12 protein-coding genes and 1 pseudogene are annotated in these 15,109 nt (G+C 74.5%); 6 read left to right on the forward strand and 7 right to left on the reverse strand.

Translation table 11 applies throughout. The features are described from left to right. From AC1DXT_RS20540 to AC1DXT_RS20560, 5 genes and pseudogenes are all read right to left on the reverse strand, one after another. Positions 1-1,277: pseudogene (locus tag AC1DXT_RS20540) on the reverse strand (hypothetical protein); the annotation flags it as partial. A gap of 114 nt (positions 1,278-1,391) precedes the next feature. Continuing rightward, positions 1,392-3,989: an ABC transporter permease gene (locus AC1DXT_RS20545; protein WP_477063129.1), complete on the reverse strand. Its 2,598-nt coding sequence runs from the start codon at positions 3,987-3,989 to the stop codon at positions 1,392-1,394. Beyond that, positions 3,989-4,777 (reverse strand): ABC transporter ATP-binding protein, encoded by a 789-nt coding sequence (locus AC1DXT_RS20550; RefSeq protein ID WP_477063130.1) that lies wholly within the window; start codon positions 4,775-4,777, stop codon positions 3,989-3,991. The genes AC1DXT_RS20545 and AC1DXT_RS20550 overlap by 1 nt, the downstream gene beginning before the upstream one ends. A gap of 101 nt (positions 4,778-4,878) precedes the next feature. Next, the gene (locus AC1DXT_RS20555) at positions 4,879-5,595 is read right to left on the reverse strand and encodes a response regulator (protein ID WP_477063131.1); all 717 of its coding nucleotides are present in this window, start codon (positions 5,593-5,595) and stop codon (positions 4,879-4,881) included. Then, on the reverse strand, positions 5,592-6,899 hold the full coding sequence (locus AC1DXT_RS20560; RefSeq protein ID WP_477063132.1) for a sensor histidine kinase: 1,308 nt from the start codon (positions 6,897-6,899) through the stop codon (positions 5,592-5,594). The genes AC1DXT_RS20555 and AC1DXT_RS20560 overlap by 4 nt, the downstream gene beginning before the upstream one ends. 153 nt (positions 6,900-7,052) lie before the next feature. Between AC1DXT_RS20560 and AC1DXT_RS20565 the strand changes: the two genes are divergently transcribed. The 3 genes from AC1DXT_RS20565 to manA all read left to right on the forward strand — a co-directional run bounded on the left by AC1DXT_RS20565 (position 7,053) and on the right by manA (position 10,403). Then, positions 7,053-7,754, forward strand: coding sequence for a response regulator transcription factor (locus AC1DXT_RS20565; protein WP_056089661.1), 702 nt, complete (start codon positions 7,053-7,055; stop codon positions 7,752-7,754). Between the two features lie 3 nt (positions 7,755-7,757). After that, positions 7,758-9,080, forward strand: a complete 1,323-nt coding sequence (locus AC1DXT_RS20570; protein WP_477063133.1) for an ATP-binding protein — start codon at positions 7,758-7,760, stop codon at positions 9,078-9,080. Positions 9,081-9,206: 126 nt separating this feature from the next. After that, on the forward strand, positions 9,207-10,403 hold the full coding sequence (manA, locus tag AC1DXT_RS20575; RefSeq protein WP_477063134.1) for a mannose-6-phosphate isomerase, class I: 1,197 nt from the start codon (positions 9,207-9,209) through the stop codon (positions 10,401-10,403). 9 nt (positions 10,404-10,412) lie between these two features. Here manA and AC1DXT_RS20580 read toward each other — a convergent pair whose 3' ends face one another. Next, positions 10,413-10,919 (reverse strand): GtrA family protein, encoded by a 507-nt coding sequence (locus AC1DXT_RS20580; protein ID WP_477063135.1) that lies wholly within the window; start codon positions 10,917-10,919, stop codon positions 10,413-10,415. A 129-nt stretch (positions 10,920-11,048) separates the two neighbouring features. On the opposite strand from AC1DXT_RS20580, the gene AC1DXT_RS20585 reads away from it, so the two are divergent. The 3 genes from AC1DXT_RS20585 to AC1DXT_RS20595 all read left to right on the forward strand — a co-directional run bounded on the left by AC1DXT_RS20585 (position 11,049) and on the right by AC1DXT_RS20595 (position 14,041). Further along, positions 11,049-12,215 (forward strand): 5-(carboxyamino)imidazole ribonucleotide synthase, encoded by a 1,167-nt coding sequence (locus AC1DXT_RS20585; RefSeq protein ID WP_477063136.1) that lies wholly within the window; start codon positions 11,049-11,051, stop codon positions 12,213-12,215. Between the two features lie 90 nt (positions 12,216-12,305). Beyond that, positions 12,306-12,845: a 5-(carboxyamino)imidazole ribonucleotide mutase gene (purE, locus tag AC1DXT_RS20590; protein ID WP_477063137.1), complete on the forward strand. Its 540-nt coding sequence runs from the start codon at positions 12,306-12,308 to the stop codon at positions 12,843-12,845. A 71-nt stretch (positions 12,846-12,916) separates the two neighbouring features. Next, positions 12,917-14,041: an acyltransferase family protein gene (locus tag AC1DXT_RS20595; protein ID WP_477063138.1), complete on the forward strand. Its 1,125-nt coding sequence runs from the start codon at positions 12,917-12,919 to the stop codon at positions 14,039-14,041. A gap of 7 nt (positions 14,042-14,048) precedes the next feature. On the opposite strand, the gene AC1DXT_RS20600 is transcribed toward AC1DXT_RS20595, so the two are convergent. After that, entirely contained in the window at positions 14,049-14,963 is a 915-nt protein-coding gene (locus AC1DXT_RS20600; RefSeq protein ID WP_477063139.1) for an LCP family protein, read from the reverse strand. Positions 14,964-15,109: the final 146 nt, after the last annotated feature.

The following is a 15,109-nucleotide window of genomic DNA, read 5'->3' on the forward strand; positions in this document are numbered from 1 at the left end:
GAGCTGGCCCGCGCGGCGGCGGCGCGCCGGGCCTGGTCGAGCGCGCGCGGCGCGCTCAGGGTGTGCCGGGGGACGTCCCGCACGGGGCCGGTCTCGGCGTGCAGGCGGACCGAGCGCGGACCCACCTCGACCCGCGAGCGGCACCATGCCGGCACCGCGGCCGCCGAGCCCGCGACGACGAGCAGGCGTTGCGACGGCGGCGCGGACGCCCGCCACCGGGCGATCTCGGCGGGGTCGACCGGGTCGTCCGCGACCACGAGGGCATCGTCCGACCCCCGCGGAAGAGGCGCGTCGGGTGCCGTCACCCAGGCGCACCAGCTCCACGCCTCGGCGTGCCGGGTGCGCACCGCGAGCGTCCCGCAGAGGTGTGTACCGAGGGTCCCCAGCACCGCGGCGCGTGCCGCGGGCAGGGCGAGCTCCCGCGGGCCCACGATCGCCAGCGAGCCTCCGGCGTCCCAGGGCTGGTCGAGGGTGGCCGGCTCGGCAGGGGCGGCGCACGCGCTCGCCGTCGCGGCCACGAGCGCAGCGGGGTCCTGCACGGAGCGGTCGTCGGCCGCCCGGTGCCGGGTGCGCCACCGCGCGGCGGCCGCGCCGGCGAGGACGACGAGCGGGACGGTCAGACCCACGAGGGCCAGCAGCGGCTGGCGCAGCGCCGCCGCGAGGGCCACGGAGCCGACCAGCGGGGTGAGCCAGGTGGCCGGGCGAGCGGCCGGTGCCGGATCGACCACGGCGACCTCCGGCGCGGTGCCGGGCGCCTCGCGCAGGACGAGCGTGGTGCTGCCGAGCCGACGCGGGCGCCCGGGGTGCCATCGGCTCCAGCGACCCAGGCGACCGGTCCGCGTCTGCACCCGCCCTCGCCGGGACCGGACCTGCACGACGGGGAGTGTCGCGTCGTGCACGGCCAAGGCGGAGCCCGCCGGCCCGACGGTCACGGTTGCGTCCGTCGGAACCGCGACGAGGCCTCCGCTGTCAGGCCCGGCGACGACCGCGACGTGCCACGCCGACGCCACGGAGAGGGCGACCGACGGGCGCGGCCCCGGCTCCGTGCGCAGCACGCACCCGTCCAGGAACGGAGGCTGCCCGACCGTGTGGTGCTCGTCGAGCACCGCGTCGCCGACGGCGGGGCGCACTCCGGCGCTGGTCCATCCCGCGTAGCCGCTCACCCGGGCCAGGGCGGGTCGAAGCACGGACAGGGCGGTGCCGGCGTCCGCCTCGACGTCGGTGGCGTGGAGCCCGGGACCGCGGGCCGGGTCGGGGTGGAGCAGGGTGAACCGCACGCGACGACCCTGCCGCGCAGCCGGTCCGCACGGACGGGGTCGTGCCCGCGTGCGGGAGCGAGCGCACCGCCCACAGGCCCACCGGTCGTCTCGGTGGGCCTGCGGGCGAGCGGCTCAGTCGACCGCGAGGGCCGCAACGGGTGAGGTCCGGGCGGCGGACCGTCCCGGCAGCACCGAGGCGACCAGTCCCGCACCGATGGCCACGGCCAGCAGGAGCGCGAGGTGGGGCCACGGGATCACCAGGACCACGTCCCCGACCTCGCCGAACACGACGACCGCACCGGCCCAGCCGTACAGCAGCCCGAGCCCGGCACCGATCACCGCGCCGACGCCGGCGATGAGCATCCCCTCGACCGCGAGCATCCAGCGCAGCTGGCGTCGGGACAGCCCGATCGCCCGCAGGGTCGCCGACTCGCGGCGCCGCTCCAGGACCGAGAGCGACAGGGTGTTCGCGACGCCGATGAGGGCGATCACGACGGCCACGCCCAGCAGCCCGACCACGATCGCGAGGAGCGAGTCGATGACCGCCTCGTCGCCCGCGCGCTGGGCGCCGGCGCTGCTGACCTCCGCGGGGGTGTCGGGCAGCGCCGACCGGACGTCCTGGAGCACGAGCGCCGCGTCGGCGTCGGGGTCGAGCGCCACCCAGAGCATCGACACGGGTGCGCTGGGCGCCAGCGCCTCGAGGGTGGCCGGCGTGACGAGCCCGTAGATCCCGCCGAGGTCGGTCGCCACCAGCTCGAGCGGGACCTGTGCACCACCGGGTGCGGGTTCGGAGGTGTCCCACGGGGTCGCGTAGGCGGACACCGGAACGGTCGCATCCGTGGCCTGCTCGGCGTACTGCTTGGGCAGGAGAAGCGTGCCGTCGGCCAGGCCGTCCGCGGTGCGCGGATCGCGCAGGACGTCCGTGGCGGCGCCCGCGGCGGGCGCGACGACCGTGATCCACGTGTCCTCCGCCAGCATCACCGGTGCGGCACGCATCTCGAGCACCGTGTCCACCCCGCCGACTCCGGACACGGCGTCGGTGACGTCGGCGGGCAGGGCCGCGTCAGCACCCAGCACCGACGCGTCGACCGTCAGGTCCACGGGGAAGTGCTCGTCCAGCTCCTGGGCAAGCGACACCCGGGCGCTCGCGGCACCCGTGCTCATCATCGCGACGAGGGTGACGCCGATGAGCAGGGCTGTGCTCGTCGCAGCGGTCCGGCGCGGGTTGCGGACCGTGTTCGCCGCGGCGAGGCGGGCGCTGGTCCCGGTGCGGGCCAGCAGTCGCCCGGCGAGCGAGACGACCTTCGGGACCCAGAACACCGCACCGAGCAGGAGGCCGACGAAGGAGAGCGCGCCGGCGAGCACGCCGACGCCCAGCAGCAGCGTGGGGTCCGCGCCGCCCGCGGTGGCCAGCCCGGTCGTGAGCAGCAGGACTCCGACGCCGCCCACCATGAGCAGGAGCGACGCGGCGAGCCGGACGCGACCGGCACGGGCGCCGACGGCAGGGGCGTCCGCCGGACGCAGTGCCGCGATCGGGGAGACCCTCGTCGCCTCCCGTGCCGGGACCAGCGACGCGAGCACGGTGACGAGCGTGCCCACGAGCAGGGGCACCAGCACCACGGGCAGCGTGATCTCGATGGTGCTGGGCAGGGGGACGCCGAGGTCCAGCCGACCCAGCACGATCAGCGCCGTCTGGCCGAGCACCAGCCCGAAGACGAGGCCGACCACGGACGCGGTGGACCCGAGGATCGCCGCCTCCGTCAGCACGGAGCGGCGCAGCTGCCCCTTGCCGGCACCGACGCAGCGCAGGAGCGCCAGCGTGCGGGTGCGCTGCGCGACGAGCACCTGGAAGGTGTTGGCGATGACGAGCGCGGCGACGAGCAGCGCGACGGACGCGAAGCCCAGGACGATGGTGACCAGCACGTTCCCACCGTCGGAGAACTGCGAGACCGCCTCGGCGGCCGCCTGGTCCTTGGTGAGCACCGAGGCCCCCGGGACGACGGGTGCGAGCTCGTCGCGGAGCGCCTCAGGGTTCACTCCCGGGCTCGCGACCACCAGGATGTCCGAGCCGAGCTCGGTGACGGAGTCGGTCCCGGTCCAGCGCAGCAGGTCCGCGGTGGTGACCAGACCGGCCCCACCCGCCTGCGACCAGGCGTTCGACCGGTCCGACGCGATGCCGGTCACCAGCACGTCGTCGTCGACGGTCTCCCAGGTCTCCTCGGTCAGGGTGGGCGCGTCGGCGCCCGCCTCCGCGGTGGACTCGTCGCTGGGCACGGGCGTGGTCCACCGGACCTGCACCGTGTCCCCCACGCCGACGCCGAGCGCCTTCGCCGCCGCGGCGGGCAGGGCGACCTCGCCCGTGGCGGACGGCAGGTCACCGTCCTCGACCGCGAGCGAGCTCAGACGGGGATCGTCCGTGGTGGGCAGCACGAGCTCCCAGCGGCTCGTGCCCCCCTTGCGGAACTCGATGCCGGTCGGGGCGAGCACCTCGGCGGACTGCACGTCCGCCAGGGCGCGCACGTCGTCCAGCTGGGCAGGGGTGAGCTCGCCGTTCACCACGATGTCGGCGTCGGCGTAGGTCGCCGTCACCGCGTCGTACCCGGTGCGGGTCATGACGTTGCCGGCGAGCAGGGTGGTGGCCAGGAACGCCGTGCCGATCGCGATCGCGACGGCGGCGGCGGTCAGTCGACCGAGGCTGCGGCGCATCTGCGCCAGGGTGAGTCGCAGCATCAGAGGGCCACCTGGTCGAGCGTGCGGAGGGCCTCGAGGCCCATGAGCACCGACTCCGGCGTCGGGTCGGCGATGTCGCCCGCGATCCGGCCGTCGGCGAGCAGGACCACCCGGTCCGCGTACGCGGCGGCCGTCGGGTCGTGCGTGACCATGATGATCGTGCGTCCCAGCTCGCGCACCGAGCGGCGCAGGAAGCTGAGCACCTCCGCGCCCGAGCGCGAGTCGAGGTTGCCCGTCGGCTCGTCGGCGAAGACGACCTCCGGCTTGGCGATGAGCGCCCGGGCGATGGCCACCCGCTGCTGCTGCCCACCGGACAGCTCGGCGGGCCGGTGCGTCAGGCGCTGACCCAGCCCGAGCGTGGACACGAGGGTGTCGAACCACTCCCGGTCGACCGCCGACCCCGCCAGCTCGAGCGGCAGCAGGATGTTCTGCTCGGCAGTGAACATCGGCAGCAGGTTGAAGCTCTGGAAGACGAACCCGACGCGGTCCCGGCGCAGGCGCGTCAGCGCGGTGTCGTCGAGAGACGTGATCTCCGTGGCGCCGAGCCGGGCGGTGCCCGCGGTGGCTCCGTCGAGCCCCGCCAGGACGTGCATGAGCGTCGACTTGCCGGACCCCGACGGGCCCATGATCGCGGTGAACGCGCCGGCCGCGAAGTCGACGTCGACGCCGTCGAGCGCCCGGACCTCGGCGGCGCCCTTCCCGTAGACCTTGGTCAGCGACCGCGCGCTCACCGCCACCGTGGCGGGGGTGTGCGGGGTGTCCAGCGGGCGGAAGACGGTGGTGTCCACGAGAGCTCCTTCGAGGCGGTGATGACGCGTCCGACGCTACGGACGCCGCCGCACCGCGCACATCAGGCCGTGGTGGGGTCGTCCGTCATCCCGTGGGCCCATCAGGAGCCGGGCCGCACCAGACCGGTCTCGTACGCGACCACGACGGCCTGCACCCGGTCGCGGGCGTGCAGCTTGGCCAGGATGCGGCCGACGTGCGTCTTGACGGTGGCCTCGGCGACGAACAGGTCGGACCCGATCTCCGTGTTGGAGCGGCCGCGCGCCATGAGGACGAGGACCTCGCGCTCGCGGTCGGTGAGGTCCGCCACGGCGAGACGTGCCGGGTCGGTCGGGGCGCCGGGCTCGTCCGGCGGCAGGGCGGTGACCAGGTGCTCGAGCAGGCGCTTGGTGCTGGACGGGGCGATCACGGCGTCCCCGCGGTGGACCGTGCGGATGGCGCCGAGCATCTCCTCGGGCGGCGCGTCCTTGAGCAGGAACCCGCTGGCGCCGGCGCGGATGGCCGACAGGACGTACTCGTCGAGGTCGAACGTGGTCAGGACGATCACGCGGGGGGCCGGGAGGTCGTCGGTGGCCCGTGCGGTGATCTGCGCCGTCGCGGTGAGGCCGTCCATGGTGGGCATGCGGACGTCCATGAGCACGACGTCGACCGGCCCGGTCGCGGTGCGCGCGGCGGGGTCGAGCGCACGGACCGCCTGCGCCCCGTCGCCGGCCTCGAGCACGACCTCGAGGTCGGCCTGCGAGTCGATGACCATCCGGAACCCGGCGCGGACCAGCTGCTGGTCGTCCACGAGCGCGACGCGGATCGGGCGCTCGCTCATCGGGTGGCCTCGTCCTGGCTGTGCGACACGGGGGTCCTCTCGTCGGTGGGGGTGCGACTGCTCGCTGCGTCCCCGGGGGTGGGTAGCTGGGCGCGGACCCGGAAGCCGCCGCCCGGTCGGGGGCCGGCGGTGACCGTCCCGCCGAACATCGTGGTGCGTTCGCGCATCCCGAGCAGACCCTGCCCGAGCCCGTCGGAGTCGGCGGAGGCGCCCCGGCCGTCGTCGGTCACCTCGAGCACGATCCCGTCCGGGAGCCACTGGACGAGCACCGTGACCAACGGGTCGGGACCCGCGTGCTTGAGGACGTTGGTCAGCGCCTCCTGAGCGATCCGGAACACGGTCAGACCGGCGCCTGGCGGGAGGTTGCGGGGCTCGCCCATGCGCACGAGCGACGCGCGCAGGCCGCTGGCGCGGAGCTGGTCGACGAGGGTGCCGATGTCGGACTCCGCCGGCTGCGGGGCGAACCCCGGGGAGGCGCCGTGGCCCAGCCCGCCGGGACCGGGCAGCTCCGTCGACTGCTCGCGCTCGTCGCTGCCGCGCAGGACGCCGAGCAGGCGACGCATGTCGGTGAGCGCCGCGCGGCCCGTCTCGGCGATCGTGCCCAGCGCGCGGATGGCGGCGCCGGGGTCGGCGTCGGCGGCGTACCTGCCCCCGTCGGCCTGCGCGATCATCACGGTCAAGGAGTGCGCGACGATGTCGTGCATCTCGCGGGCGATGCGGGCGCGCTCCGCCGCCGTCGCGATCTGCGACTGCTGGTCACGCTCGACCTCGAGCTGCCGCGCGCGGTCGACGAGCGCCTCGATGGTCTCCCTGCGCGACCGCCGGACCAGGCCGAACGCCCACACGGACAGGGAGACGACGCCGGCGAACACAGCCGTCGAGACGGTGCCGGGGACGTCGAACCAGCCGTACATCGACAGGCCCAGCAGCACCGAGCCGACGAGTGCTCCCACGATCGCCACCCGGTGCGCCCACCGTGGGCCGTGCACCGTGACGGAGTACAGGGCCACCAGCACGGCGAGGTCCGCGGGCACGACGAGGGGGGTCCAGAACGCGAGCTGCAGCAGCGCCGCCGTGTACACCGCCGCGGCGGACGCGGCCGGGCGCACGCGTCGCCAGGCCAGCGGGGCGACAACCGCGATGGAGATCAGCGGCGACGCGTACGACCGCATCGCGTTGCTGGCACCGTCGACGATGTCCGTTGCCGTGACGACCATGAGGACGAGCAGGAAGCCGGTGCCGGTGGCGTCGATGGCGAACCGGTGGGACTCCTCCCAGCGCAGCAGGCGCTCCCATCTCGTCACCCCACGAGGGTAGGCGTGGCGACGCCCGGGGGAGTGCTCCCGCAGGACGACCCGAACGCCTCGGCCGTCCGCCCGTGGGGGCACCTGGTTCACGTGGACATCTGGGCGTGCCCGTGTGGCGGTCAAGACCGTCCCATGACCTAGCATGGGCGAATGACCCAGGTGCTGCTGGCCGAGGACGATCCCGCGATTGCCGAGCCTTTGGCCCGCGCCCTCGGGCGTGAAGGTTACGACGTGCGCGTGCAAGGCACGGGTCAAGGTGCGATCGACGGCGCCGCGGCAGCTGACCTGGTGGTCCTCGACCTCGGCCTGCCGGACATGGACGGCCTCGACGTCGCCCGCGCCATCCGCAACCTCGGCCTGACCACGCCGCTGCTCGTGCTCACCGCGCGCGCCGACGAGGTGGACCTCGTGGTCGGCCTGGACGCGGGCGCCGACGACTACGTCACCAAGCCGTTCCGGCTCGCCGAGCTGCTGGCGCGGGTGCGGGCGCTGCTGCGACGCAGCGTCGGCGACCCGGCGGACGAGGACGAGCTGCACGCGCAGAACGTGCGAGTCGACGTGGCCGCCCACCGCGCGTTCCAGGGGGAGCGGGAGCTGCACCTGACCGCCAAGGAGTTCGACCTGCTGCGTGTGCTCGTCGGCGCGGCGGGCACCGTCGTGGCGCGCGAGACTCTCATGCGCGAGGTCTGGGGCTCGGACCCGACGGGCTCCACCAAGACGCTCGACATGCACGTGTCCTGGCTGCGCCGCAAGCTTGGCGACGACGCCAACGCACCCCGCTACGTCACCACGGTGCGCGGCATGGGCTTCCGGTTCGAGACCGGCGGCGCGGGCGCGTCCGAGCGGGCCTGAGCTTTGCGTCGTCGCGTCCTGCAGGCGACGATCGCGGCGGTCACCGTCGCGGTGGTCCTGCTCGGCTTCCCCCTGGCCTTCCTCGGTGCCCAGCTGGTCCGCGAGAACGAGATGCAGGCGCTGCAGTCGCGTGCCGCGGACGCCGCCCGCGCGGTGGACTTCCGCCTGGAGCAGGACATCACTCTGACCGACCGCATGTTCGAGAACTACGCGGGTGGTCCCGGGGACATCCCCGCCTCCGTCGTCGTGCAGTCGCCGGACGGTGGGGTGTACCGGGCGGGCGACCGCATCAGCGGCCGCGCACTGTCCGTGGAGGTCGACTCCGACACCGGCGCGACGGTCACGCTCTACGTGTCGTGGTGGGACGTCTTCTGGGTCAGTGCCCGGGTGATCGCGCTGGTCGTCGTGGCGGCCGTCGTCGCCTTCGCGGCGGGCATCGCCATGGCGATCTGGCAGGCCAACCGACTGACGGCCCCGCTCGTCTACCTGGCCGCCTCGGCCGAGCAGCTGGGTGCGGGGCAGGTGCGACCGCGCCTGGAGCCGTCGGGGGTCGAGGAGATCGACCTGGTCGCCGCCGAGCTCGCACGCAGCGCCGACCGGATGGCCGGCCGCCTTGCCGCCGAGCGACAGTTCGCCTCCGACGCCTCCCACCAGCTCCGGACGCCCCTGACCGCGCTCTCGATGCGGCTCGAGGAGATCATGCTCGCCACCGACGACCCGACCGTGGGGGAGGAGGCGCGCATCTCGCTCGAGCAGGTCGAGCGCCTCGTCCGCGTGGTCGACGACCTGCTGGCGAGCTCGCGCCGCGTCGCGGGCGGCACCACGGAGGCGGTCCGGCTGTTCGAGGTGGTGCACCAGCAGGAGGAGGAGTGGCAGCCGACGTTCCAGGCGAACGGCCGCCGCCTCGTCGTCGACGTGGACCGCGCGACGCAGGTGCTCGCGACGCCCGGCGCGCTGGCGCAGGTGATCGCCACGCTCGTCGAGAACTCCCTGAAGCACGGTGCCGGGACGACGACCGTCCGGTCCCGTCCGGGAGGTCCCTCGGGTGCGGTCGTCATCGAGGTGGCGGACGAGGGAGCCGGCGTCCCCGACGACCTCGCCCCCCGGATCTTCGAGCGTTCCGTCACCTCGGGGAAGGGCACCGGCCTCGGTCTGGCGCTCGCTCGCGACCTCGCCTCCGCCGACGGGGGCCGGCTCGAGCTCGCGCAGCGCCGCCCCGCGGTGTTCGCGCTGTTCCTGTCCGGCGTCCCGGCGTCCCTGCGCCCCGACGTCGTGCTGCCGCTCGGAGCGGTCGTCTCCGCGCGCCCGGACCGGCGCCGCCGCTGATCCGCCTGTCCCGCTCGTCCCGCATCGCCTGGACTGTCGGTCCTCGGCGAGGACCGTGCGAGATACCGTGATGCCACGCCTGGCCCACGAAGCCGACGAAGCACTGACCAGCAGGAGACGCCTACCGTGTACCGGATCACGCCCGCCACCCAGAGCTACTCCTGGGGTTCGACGACGGCGATCCCGGACGTGCTCGCCGCCGTGCCGGACGGGCGCCCGGTGGCCGAGGCGTGGTTCGGCGCCCACGTGAGCGCCCCGGCGATCGCGCAGACCGCCGACGGCCCGCGACGCCTGGACGAGGTCATCGAGGAGGACCCCGACCGCCACCTGGGGCCGGACGTCACCTCACGGTTCGGTGTGCACCTGCCGTACCTGCTCAAGATCATCGCGGCGGACGCGCCCCTGTCGCTCCAGGTGCACCCCACCCTCGCTCGCGCGCGCGCCGGCTTCGCGGCCGAGGACGCGGCGGGCATCCCGCTCTCGGCGCCGGAGCGCAGCTACCGGGACCGCAACCACAAGCCGGAGATGGTCTACGCGCTCAGCCGGCTGGACGCCATGGTCGGCTTCCGCGCCCCCCGGCGGGCCGCCGAGCTCCTGGCCGGCCTCGACACGCCGCTCGCGGCGGACCTCCACGCGATCCTCGTCGCGGACCCGACCTCCGAGGGCGTCCGCGCCGCGTTCGAGTGGCTGCTGCGGCCGGACACTCGTCCCGGGGAGGCCGACGTGGCCAAGTTCGCGGAGGCGTGCGCGCGCCGGCTGGCCGACGGCTCACCGTCGCCGCGGACCGACCGGACGGTCAAGCGACTGGTCGCCGCCTTCCCGGGTGACCCCGGCGCGGTCACCTCGGTCCTGCTCAACCCGGTGACCCTGCGCCCCGGGGAGGCGCTGTTCGTGCCTGCCGGCACGGTCCACGCCTACCTGCACGGGGTGGGCGTCGAGATCATGGCGAACTCGGACAACGTGCTGCGCGCGGGCCTGACCAGCAAGCACGTCGACGTCGACGAGCTGCTCCGCAACGTCGACTGCGTGGCGGCGCCGCCCATCCGGATCGCCCCGGAGAAGGTGTTCACGTCGACCCGCATCTTCTACGCGCCGGTGGACGACTTCGAGCTCTCGGTCACCCGGCTCACCGACGACGGTCCTGCCCGGCTGCCCGGCCGCGGCCCGAGGATCCTGCTCTGCCTCGAGGGTGAGGTGGAGATCGATGCCGCGGACGGCCGGCGGACGCTGCTCACGCGGGGCCAGGCCGCCTTCGCCCCCGCGTCCGACGGCGTGCTGACCGCGTCCGGAGACGCCGTCATCGTGCAGGCCGACGTCCCCTGACCGGATCCGTCAGGGCGCGACGGGCACCGGCGCGCCGGTGAAGACCCAGCGCTTGTAGCCGAGGTACCGCAGGGCGGTGCCGATGCCGATGCCGAGCACCGTGGCGACGTTGTCCGCCAGGGCGGAGGTCTGCCCGAGCGCGTAGTGCGAGAACGCGAGCGTCAGCACCGGGACGACCGCGCACACGAGGTTGATGACGGCGAACACGACGAGCTCGCGCGTCGGGCGGCTCGTGCGCTGGTGCGAGAACGTCCAGTGCCGGTTGCCGAGCCAGGAGACGAGGGTCGCCGCGACGACGGAGATGACCTTCGCGGTGAGGGGCTTGTGCTCGAGCAGCTGCCCCGGTCCGAAGCGCAGCAGGTTGAACAGGCCGAGGTCGACGACGAACGCGACGCCACCGACGGACAGGAAGCGGGCCAGCTCGTACGCCCGCGCCCGCAGGTCGGAGCCCCGGACTGCGGGGACGACGGGGACGACGACGGCCACGGGGGCGGTCAGCTCGTCGCTCGCGCTCACGGAGCTCCTCGGGGCGTGGGTCGGCCGGTACGGTCCGCCGAGGATATCCCTCGATCCTGGGTGATACCTGTCCGGGACGGCGGCGAAGCGTTTCGGCGCCCTCCGGACCCTCGGCTAGTGTCGTCGCCCGTGACAGCACCCGTGGTGGCCGTGGTCGGAGGTGGCCAGCTGGCCCGCATGATGGCGCCGGCGGCGACCGCTCTCGGGCTCCACCTGCGGGTCCTCGTCGAGAGCCCGACGTCGTCGGCGGCCCAGGTGGTCGTCGACGCCCCGGTCGGCGCCGCGTCCGACGAGGCCGCCATCGTCCGCCTCGTCGACGGTGCCGACGCCCTGACGTTCGAGCACGAGCACGTCCCGAACGCGCTGCTCGACCGCCTGGAGGCGTCCGGCGTCGCGGTCCGACCCGACGCCGCCGCCCTGGTGCACGCCCAGGACAAGATCGTCATGCGCACCCGCCTGGCGGAGCTCGGCGTCCCGGTGCCGGACTGGGCGAGCCTGCCGTCCGGCGCCCACCTCGAGACCTTCCTCGCGGACCATGACGGGGTGGCCGTGGTGAAGACGGCCCGCGGGGGGTACGACGGGAAGGGCGTCCGCGTCGTGCGCACCGCCGCCGACGTCGCAGACTGGTTCGCGGCCGTCGCCGACGGCACCGGGGTGCCGCTGCTCGCGGAGGCGAAGGTCCCGTTCACCCGCGAGCTGGCGGTCCTGGTGGCGCGTCGGCCGAGCGGGGAGATGCGCACGTGGCCGGTCGTCGAGTCGGTGCAGCGCGACGGCGTGTGCTCCGAGGTCGTCGCGCCGGCGCCGCACCTGGACCCGGCGACGCAGTCCGAGGCGGTCGACGTGGCCCTGCGCATCGCCGACGGGCTCGGCGTCGTCGGGGTGCTCGCCGTGGAGCTCTTCGAGGTCGCGGACGCCGCCGGCGGACCACCGCGGGTGCTGGTCAACGAGCTGGCGATGCGGCCGCACAACTCCGGCCACTGGACCATCGACGGCGCCGTTACCAGCCAGTTCGAGCAGCACCTGCGCGCCGTGCTGGACCTGCCGCTCGGTGACACGTCCGCACGCTCGCCGTGGACCGTGATGGCCAACGTGCTGGGCAGCACCTTGGCGGACCCCACGGAGGCGCTGGCCGACGTCGCCCTGCTCGACCCGGGCGCCAAGGTGCACCTGTACGGCAAGGAGGTGCGCGCCGGCCGCAAGCTCGGGCACGTGAACGTCAGCGGCGAGGACCTCGCCGACGTCCGGCGGCGGGCGATCGCCGCAGCGGCGGTGCTGCGGGGAGACGCGTCCGCCTGACGCGAACAGGGGACCGCACGGCCCGGAGGCTGGGACATGATGGGCGCGCGGCGTCGCCGTGGCTCATGAGGTGCACGGACGGAGACGGTGATGGCAGCGCAGGCCCTGGTGGGGATCGTCATGGGGTCGGACTCGGACTGGCCCGTCATGAAGGCCGCCGCGGAGGTGCTCGCGGAGTTCGACGTCCCGGTCGAGGTCGACGTGGTGTCCGCCCACCGGCAGCCGGAGAAGATGATCGCGTACGGCCGCACCGCCGCGGACCGCGGTCTGCGCGTGGTGATCGCCGGCGCGGGCGGGGCCGCGCACCTGCCCGGCATGCTCGCCGCGGTCACCACCCTGCCCGTCGTGGGGGTGCCCGTGCCGCTCGCCTACCTCGACGGCATGGACTCGCTGCTCTCGATCGTGCAGATGCCGGCTGGCGTCCCCGTGGCCACCGTCTCCATCGGAGGGGCGCGCAACGCCGGCCTGCTGGCGGTCCGCATCCTCGCCTCGGGCGAGGGCGAGCAGGCCGCCCGGCTGCGCGCGGCGATGGCCGCGTTCCAGGACGACCTCCAGGGCCAGGCCGACGGCAAGGGGGAGCGGCTGCGGGCGCAGACGAGCGCGCGGCCGAGCGTGGGGTTCAGCGTCTGACCGTGTGAAGGCTCGGTGAGCGCGCTCGTCTCGGCGTGCGAGCCGCACCGGGTCTGCTTAGCGTCGAGGGGATGACGTCCTCCCGCCCGCGCCTCGCGGCCCTCGACGGGCTCCGCTTCCTCGCCGCCGCCGCCGTGGTGCTCTACCACTTCACCGGCCGGACGAGCACAGCGTGGGGCGAGGGGCAGGCGGACCGTCTCGGCGGGATGGGCCGGTGGACCGGCTACGGGTCGCTCGGCCCGGAGCTGTTCTTCGTCATCAGCGGGTTCGTCATCCTCATGACGGCCTGGGGCCGGCCGACCGCCCACGTCGTGGCGTCCCGCATCGCCCGCCTCTACCCGGCGTACTGGGTCGCGGTGCTGGCCACCGGGGCGCTCCTGCTGGTCGTGTGGCCGGAGGGCAAGGCCATCACGCCCCAGCAGGTGCTGGTCAACCTCACGATGTTCCAGTCGGCGGTCGGGGTCGACCACGTCGACGGGGTCTACTGGACCCTCTGGACGGAGCTGCGCTTCTACCTCCTGCTGGGCGTGCTCTCGCTGGTCGGGATCACACGCGCACGTGTCGTCGGCGTCGCGCTCGCCTGGCCCTGGGTCGCGCTGCTCGCCGAGCAGGCCGGGGCCACCGGCCTCGCGTCGCTCCTGATCGCCGACTACGCCCCGCTGTTCGCGGCAGGGATGGCGCTGTTCGTGCTGGTCGAGGACCGCAGGGCGGGCGGTCGCCGGCTGCTGCCGTGGCTCGCGGTCGGGGTGAACACCGCGCTGGCCGTCGCCCTCGTCGTCCCGGCGCGGGCGTCGGTGCTCGAGCGGACCACCGGGTACTCGCCGTCGACCGCGCTGCTCGGCGTCGCCGTGGTCGGGTGCGTCGCCGCCGTCGCGGCCGTCGTGCTGACGCGGGTGCAGCACTGGGAGCACCGGGGCCTGGTCGCCCTCGGCGCGCTCACCTACCCGCTGTACCTCGTGCACGAGTACTGGGGCCTCGCGGTGATCCGGGCGCTGGCGGACCACGTGCCGGCCGCGGCAGCCCTCGGCGCGGCGCTCGCGCTGGTGACCGGGATGGCGTGGGCGGTGCACCGGTATGTCGAGGTCCCGTGCGGTCCTGCGTTCCGGCGTGCCACGCTCGCCGCCCTGGAGCGACCCCGCGCGGCTGTGCTGGACCGCGTCATGCGCGGACCACGACTCGTGGAGGCGATGTCCTGACGCCGGCTCAGGCCCCGGGCATCCCGCCGACGGGACCGGGCGGCAGCGAGCCGTCCCTGATCGCGACCCAGAACGCGGGAGCCGTCTCGGGATCCAGGAGGACCGTGGACCCGGCGTTGCCGCCCGGTCGGTAGTCGATGCTCGCGATCGGCGGCGTGCCCGTGATGCCCTCGGCGCTGTTGGCCCTCCGGAACGCGAGGGCCAGCTTGGCCATGTCGACGATCCCGGTCTCGTCGCTCACCGTCAGCGCCCTCGTGCCCGCATCGATGAGCGAGACCTGCTGGCTCGGCCGGAACAGCAGCTGGGTCGGCTGCACCTTGCCCATCACGGCGCCGATGAGCTGACGCTGACGCTCGGCGCGGCCGACATCACCCGTGGGGTCCGCCTTGCGCATGCGGGCGAACGCGAGCGCCTGGACGCCGTCGACGTCGTGGCAGCCCGCCGTCCAGACCATGCCCGAGTCGGCGTCGTTCACGTCGACGTCGTGGCAGAGGTTCACGCCGCCGACCGCGTCGACGATCTGCTCGACGCCGGCCATGCCGATCTCGGCGTAGTGGTCGATCGTCAGGCCGGTGAGCCCCTCGACCGTCTGGACCAGGAGCGGTGCCTTGCCCCACGCGAAGGCCGCGTTGAGCTTGGCCGCGCCCTGCCCGGGGATGTCGACGTACGTGTCACGGGGGAGCGAGATCAGCGCCGTGGGGCCGCTGTCCGGGACGTGGAGCAGGAGGATCGTGTCGGTCCGGGCGCCCTCCGTGCCGTCCTGCGCGATCCCGCCGTCGGCCCGCGAGTCCGAACCCGTCAGCAGGTACGTCGTGCCGGGGGTGTTCGCCGCGCCGCTGAGGGCGGCGGTGTGCTGGACCTTGCCGTTGGCCCAGACCAGCAGGCCGATCGGCCACGCCAGGAGGGCGACGAGCACGAGCACGGCGACGGCTCCGACGAGCCGCTTGCGGCTGCGACGAGCCTCGGGCTGCGTGCCCGGTGCGTCCGGGGAGCGCGGTCCCGTCGGCGGAGCGGGTGGGCGGGCACCGGCGGGCCGGGCAGGCGGACGACCTGTCGCCGGTCGCGACG

It is taken from the genome of Cellulomonas sp. P1_G12_2 (assembly GCF_056405535.1).

Bases quoted from the DNA above. Each gene is read 5' to 3' on its own strand.
- AC1DXT_RS20555 (WP_477063131.1), bottom strand. From the start codon at position 5,595: ATGAGCGAGCGCCCGATCCGCGTCGCGCTCGTGGACGACCAGCAGCTG.
- purE (WP_477063137.1), top strand. From the start codon at position 12,306: ATGGCAGCGCAGGCCCTGGTGGGGATCGTCATGGGGTCGGACTCGGAC.
- AC1DXT_RS20565 (WP_056089661.1), top strand. From the start codon at position 7,053: ATGACCCAGGTGCTGCTGGCCGAGGACGATCCCGCGATTGCCGAGCCT.
- AC1DXT_RS20545 (WP_477063129.1), bottom strand. From the start codon at position 3,989: ATGCTGCGACTCACCCTGGCGCAGATGCGCCGCAGCCTCGGTCGACTG.
- AC1DXT_RS20595 (WP_477063138.1), top strand. From the start codon at position 12,917: ATGACGTCCTCCCGCCCGCGCCTCGCGGCCCTCGACGGGCTCCGCTTC.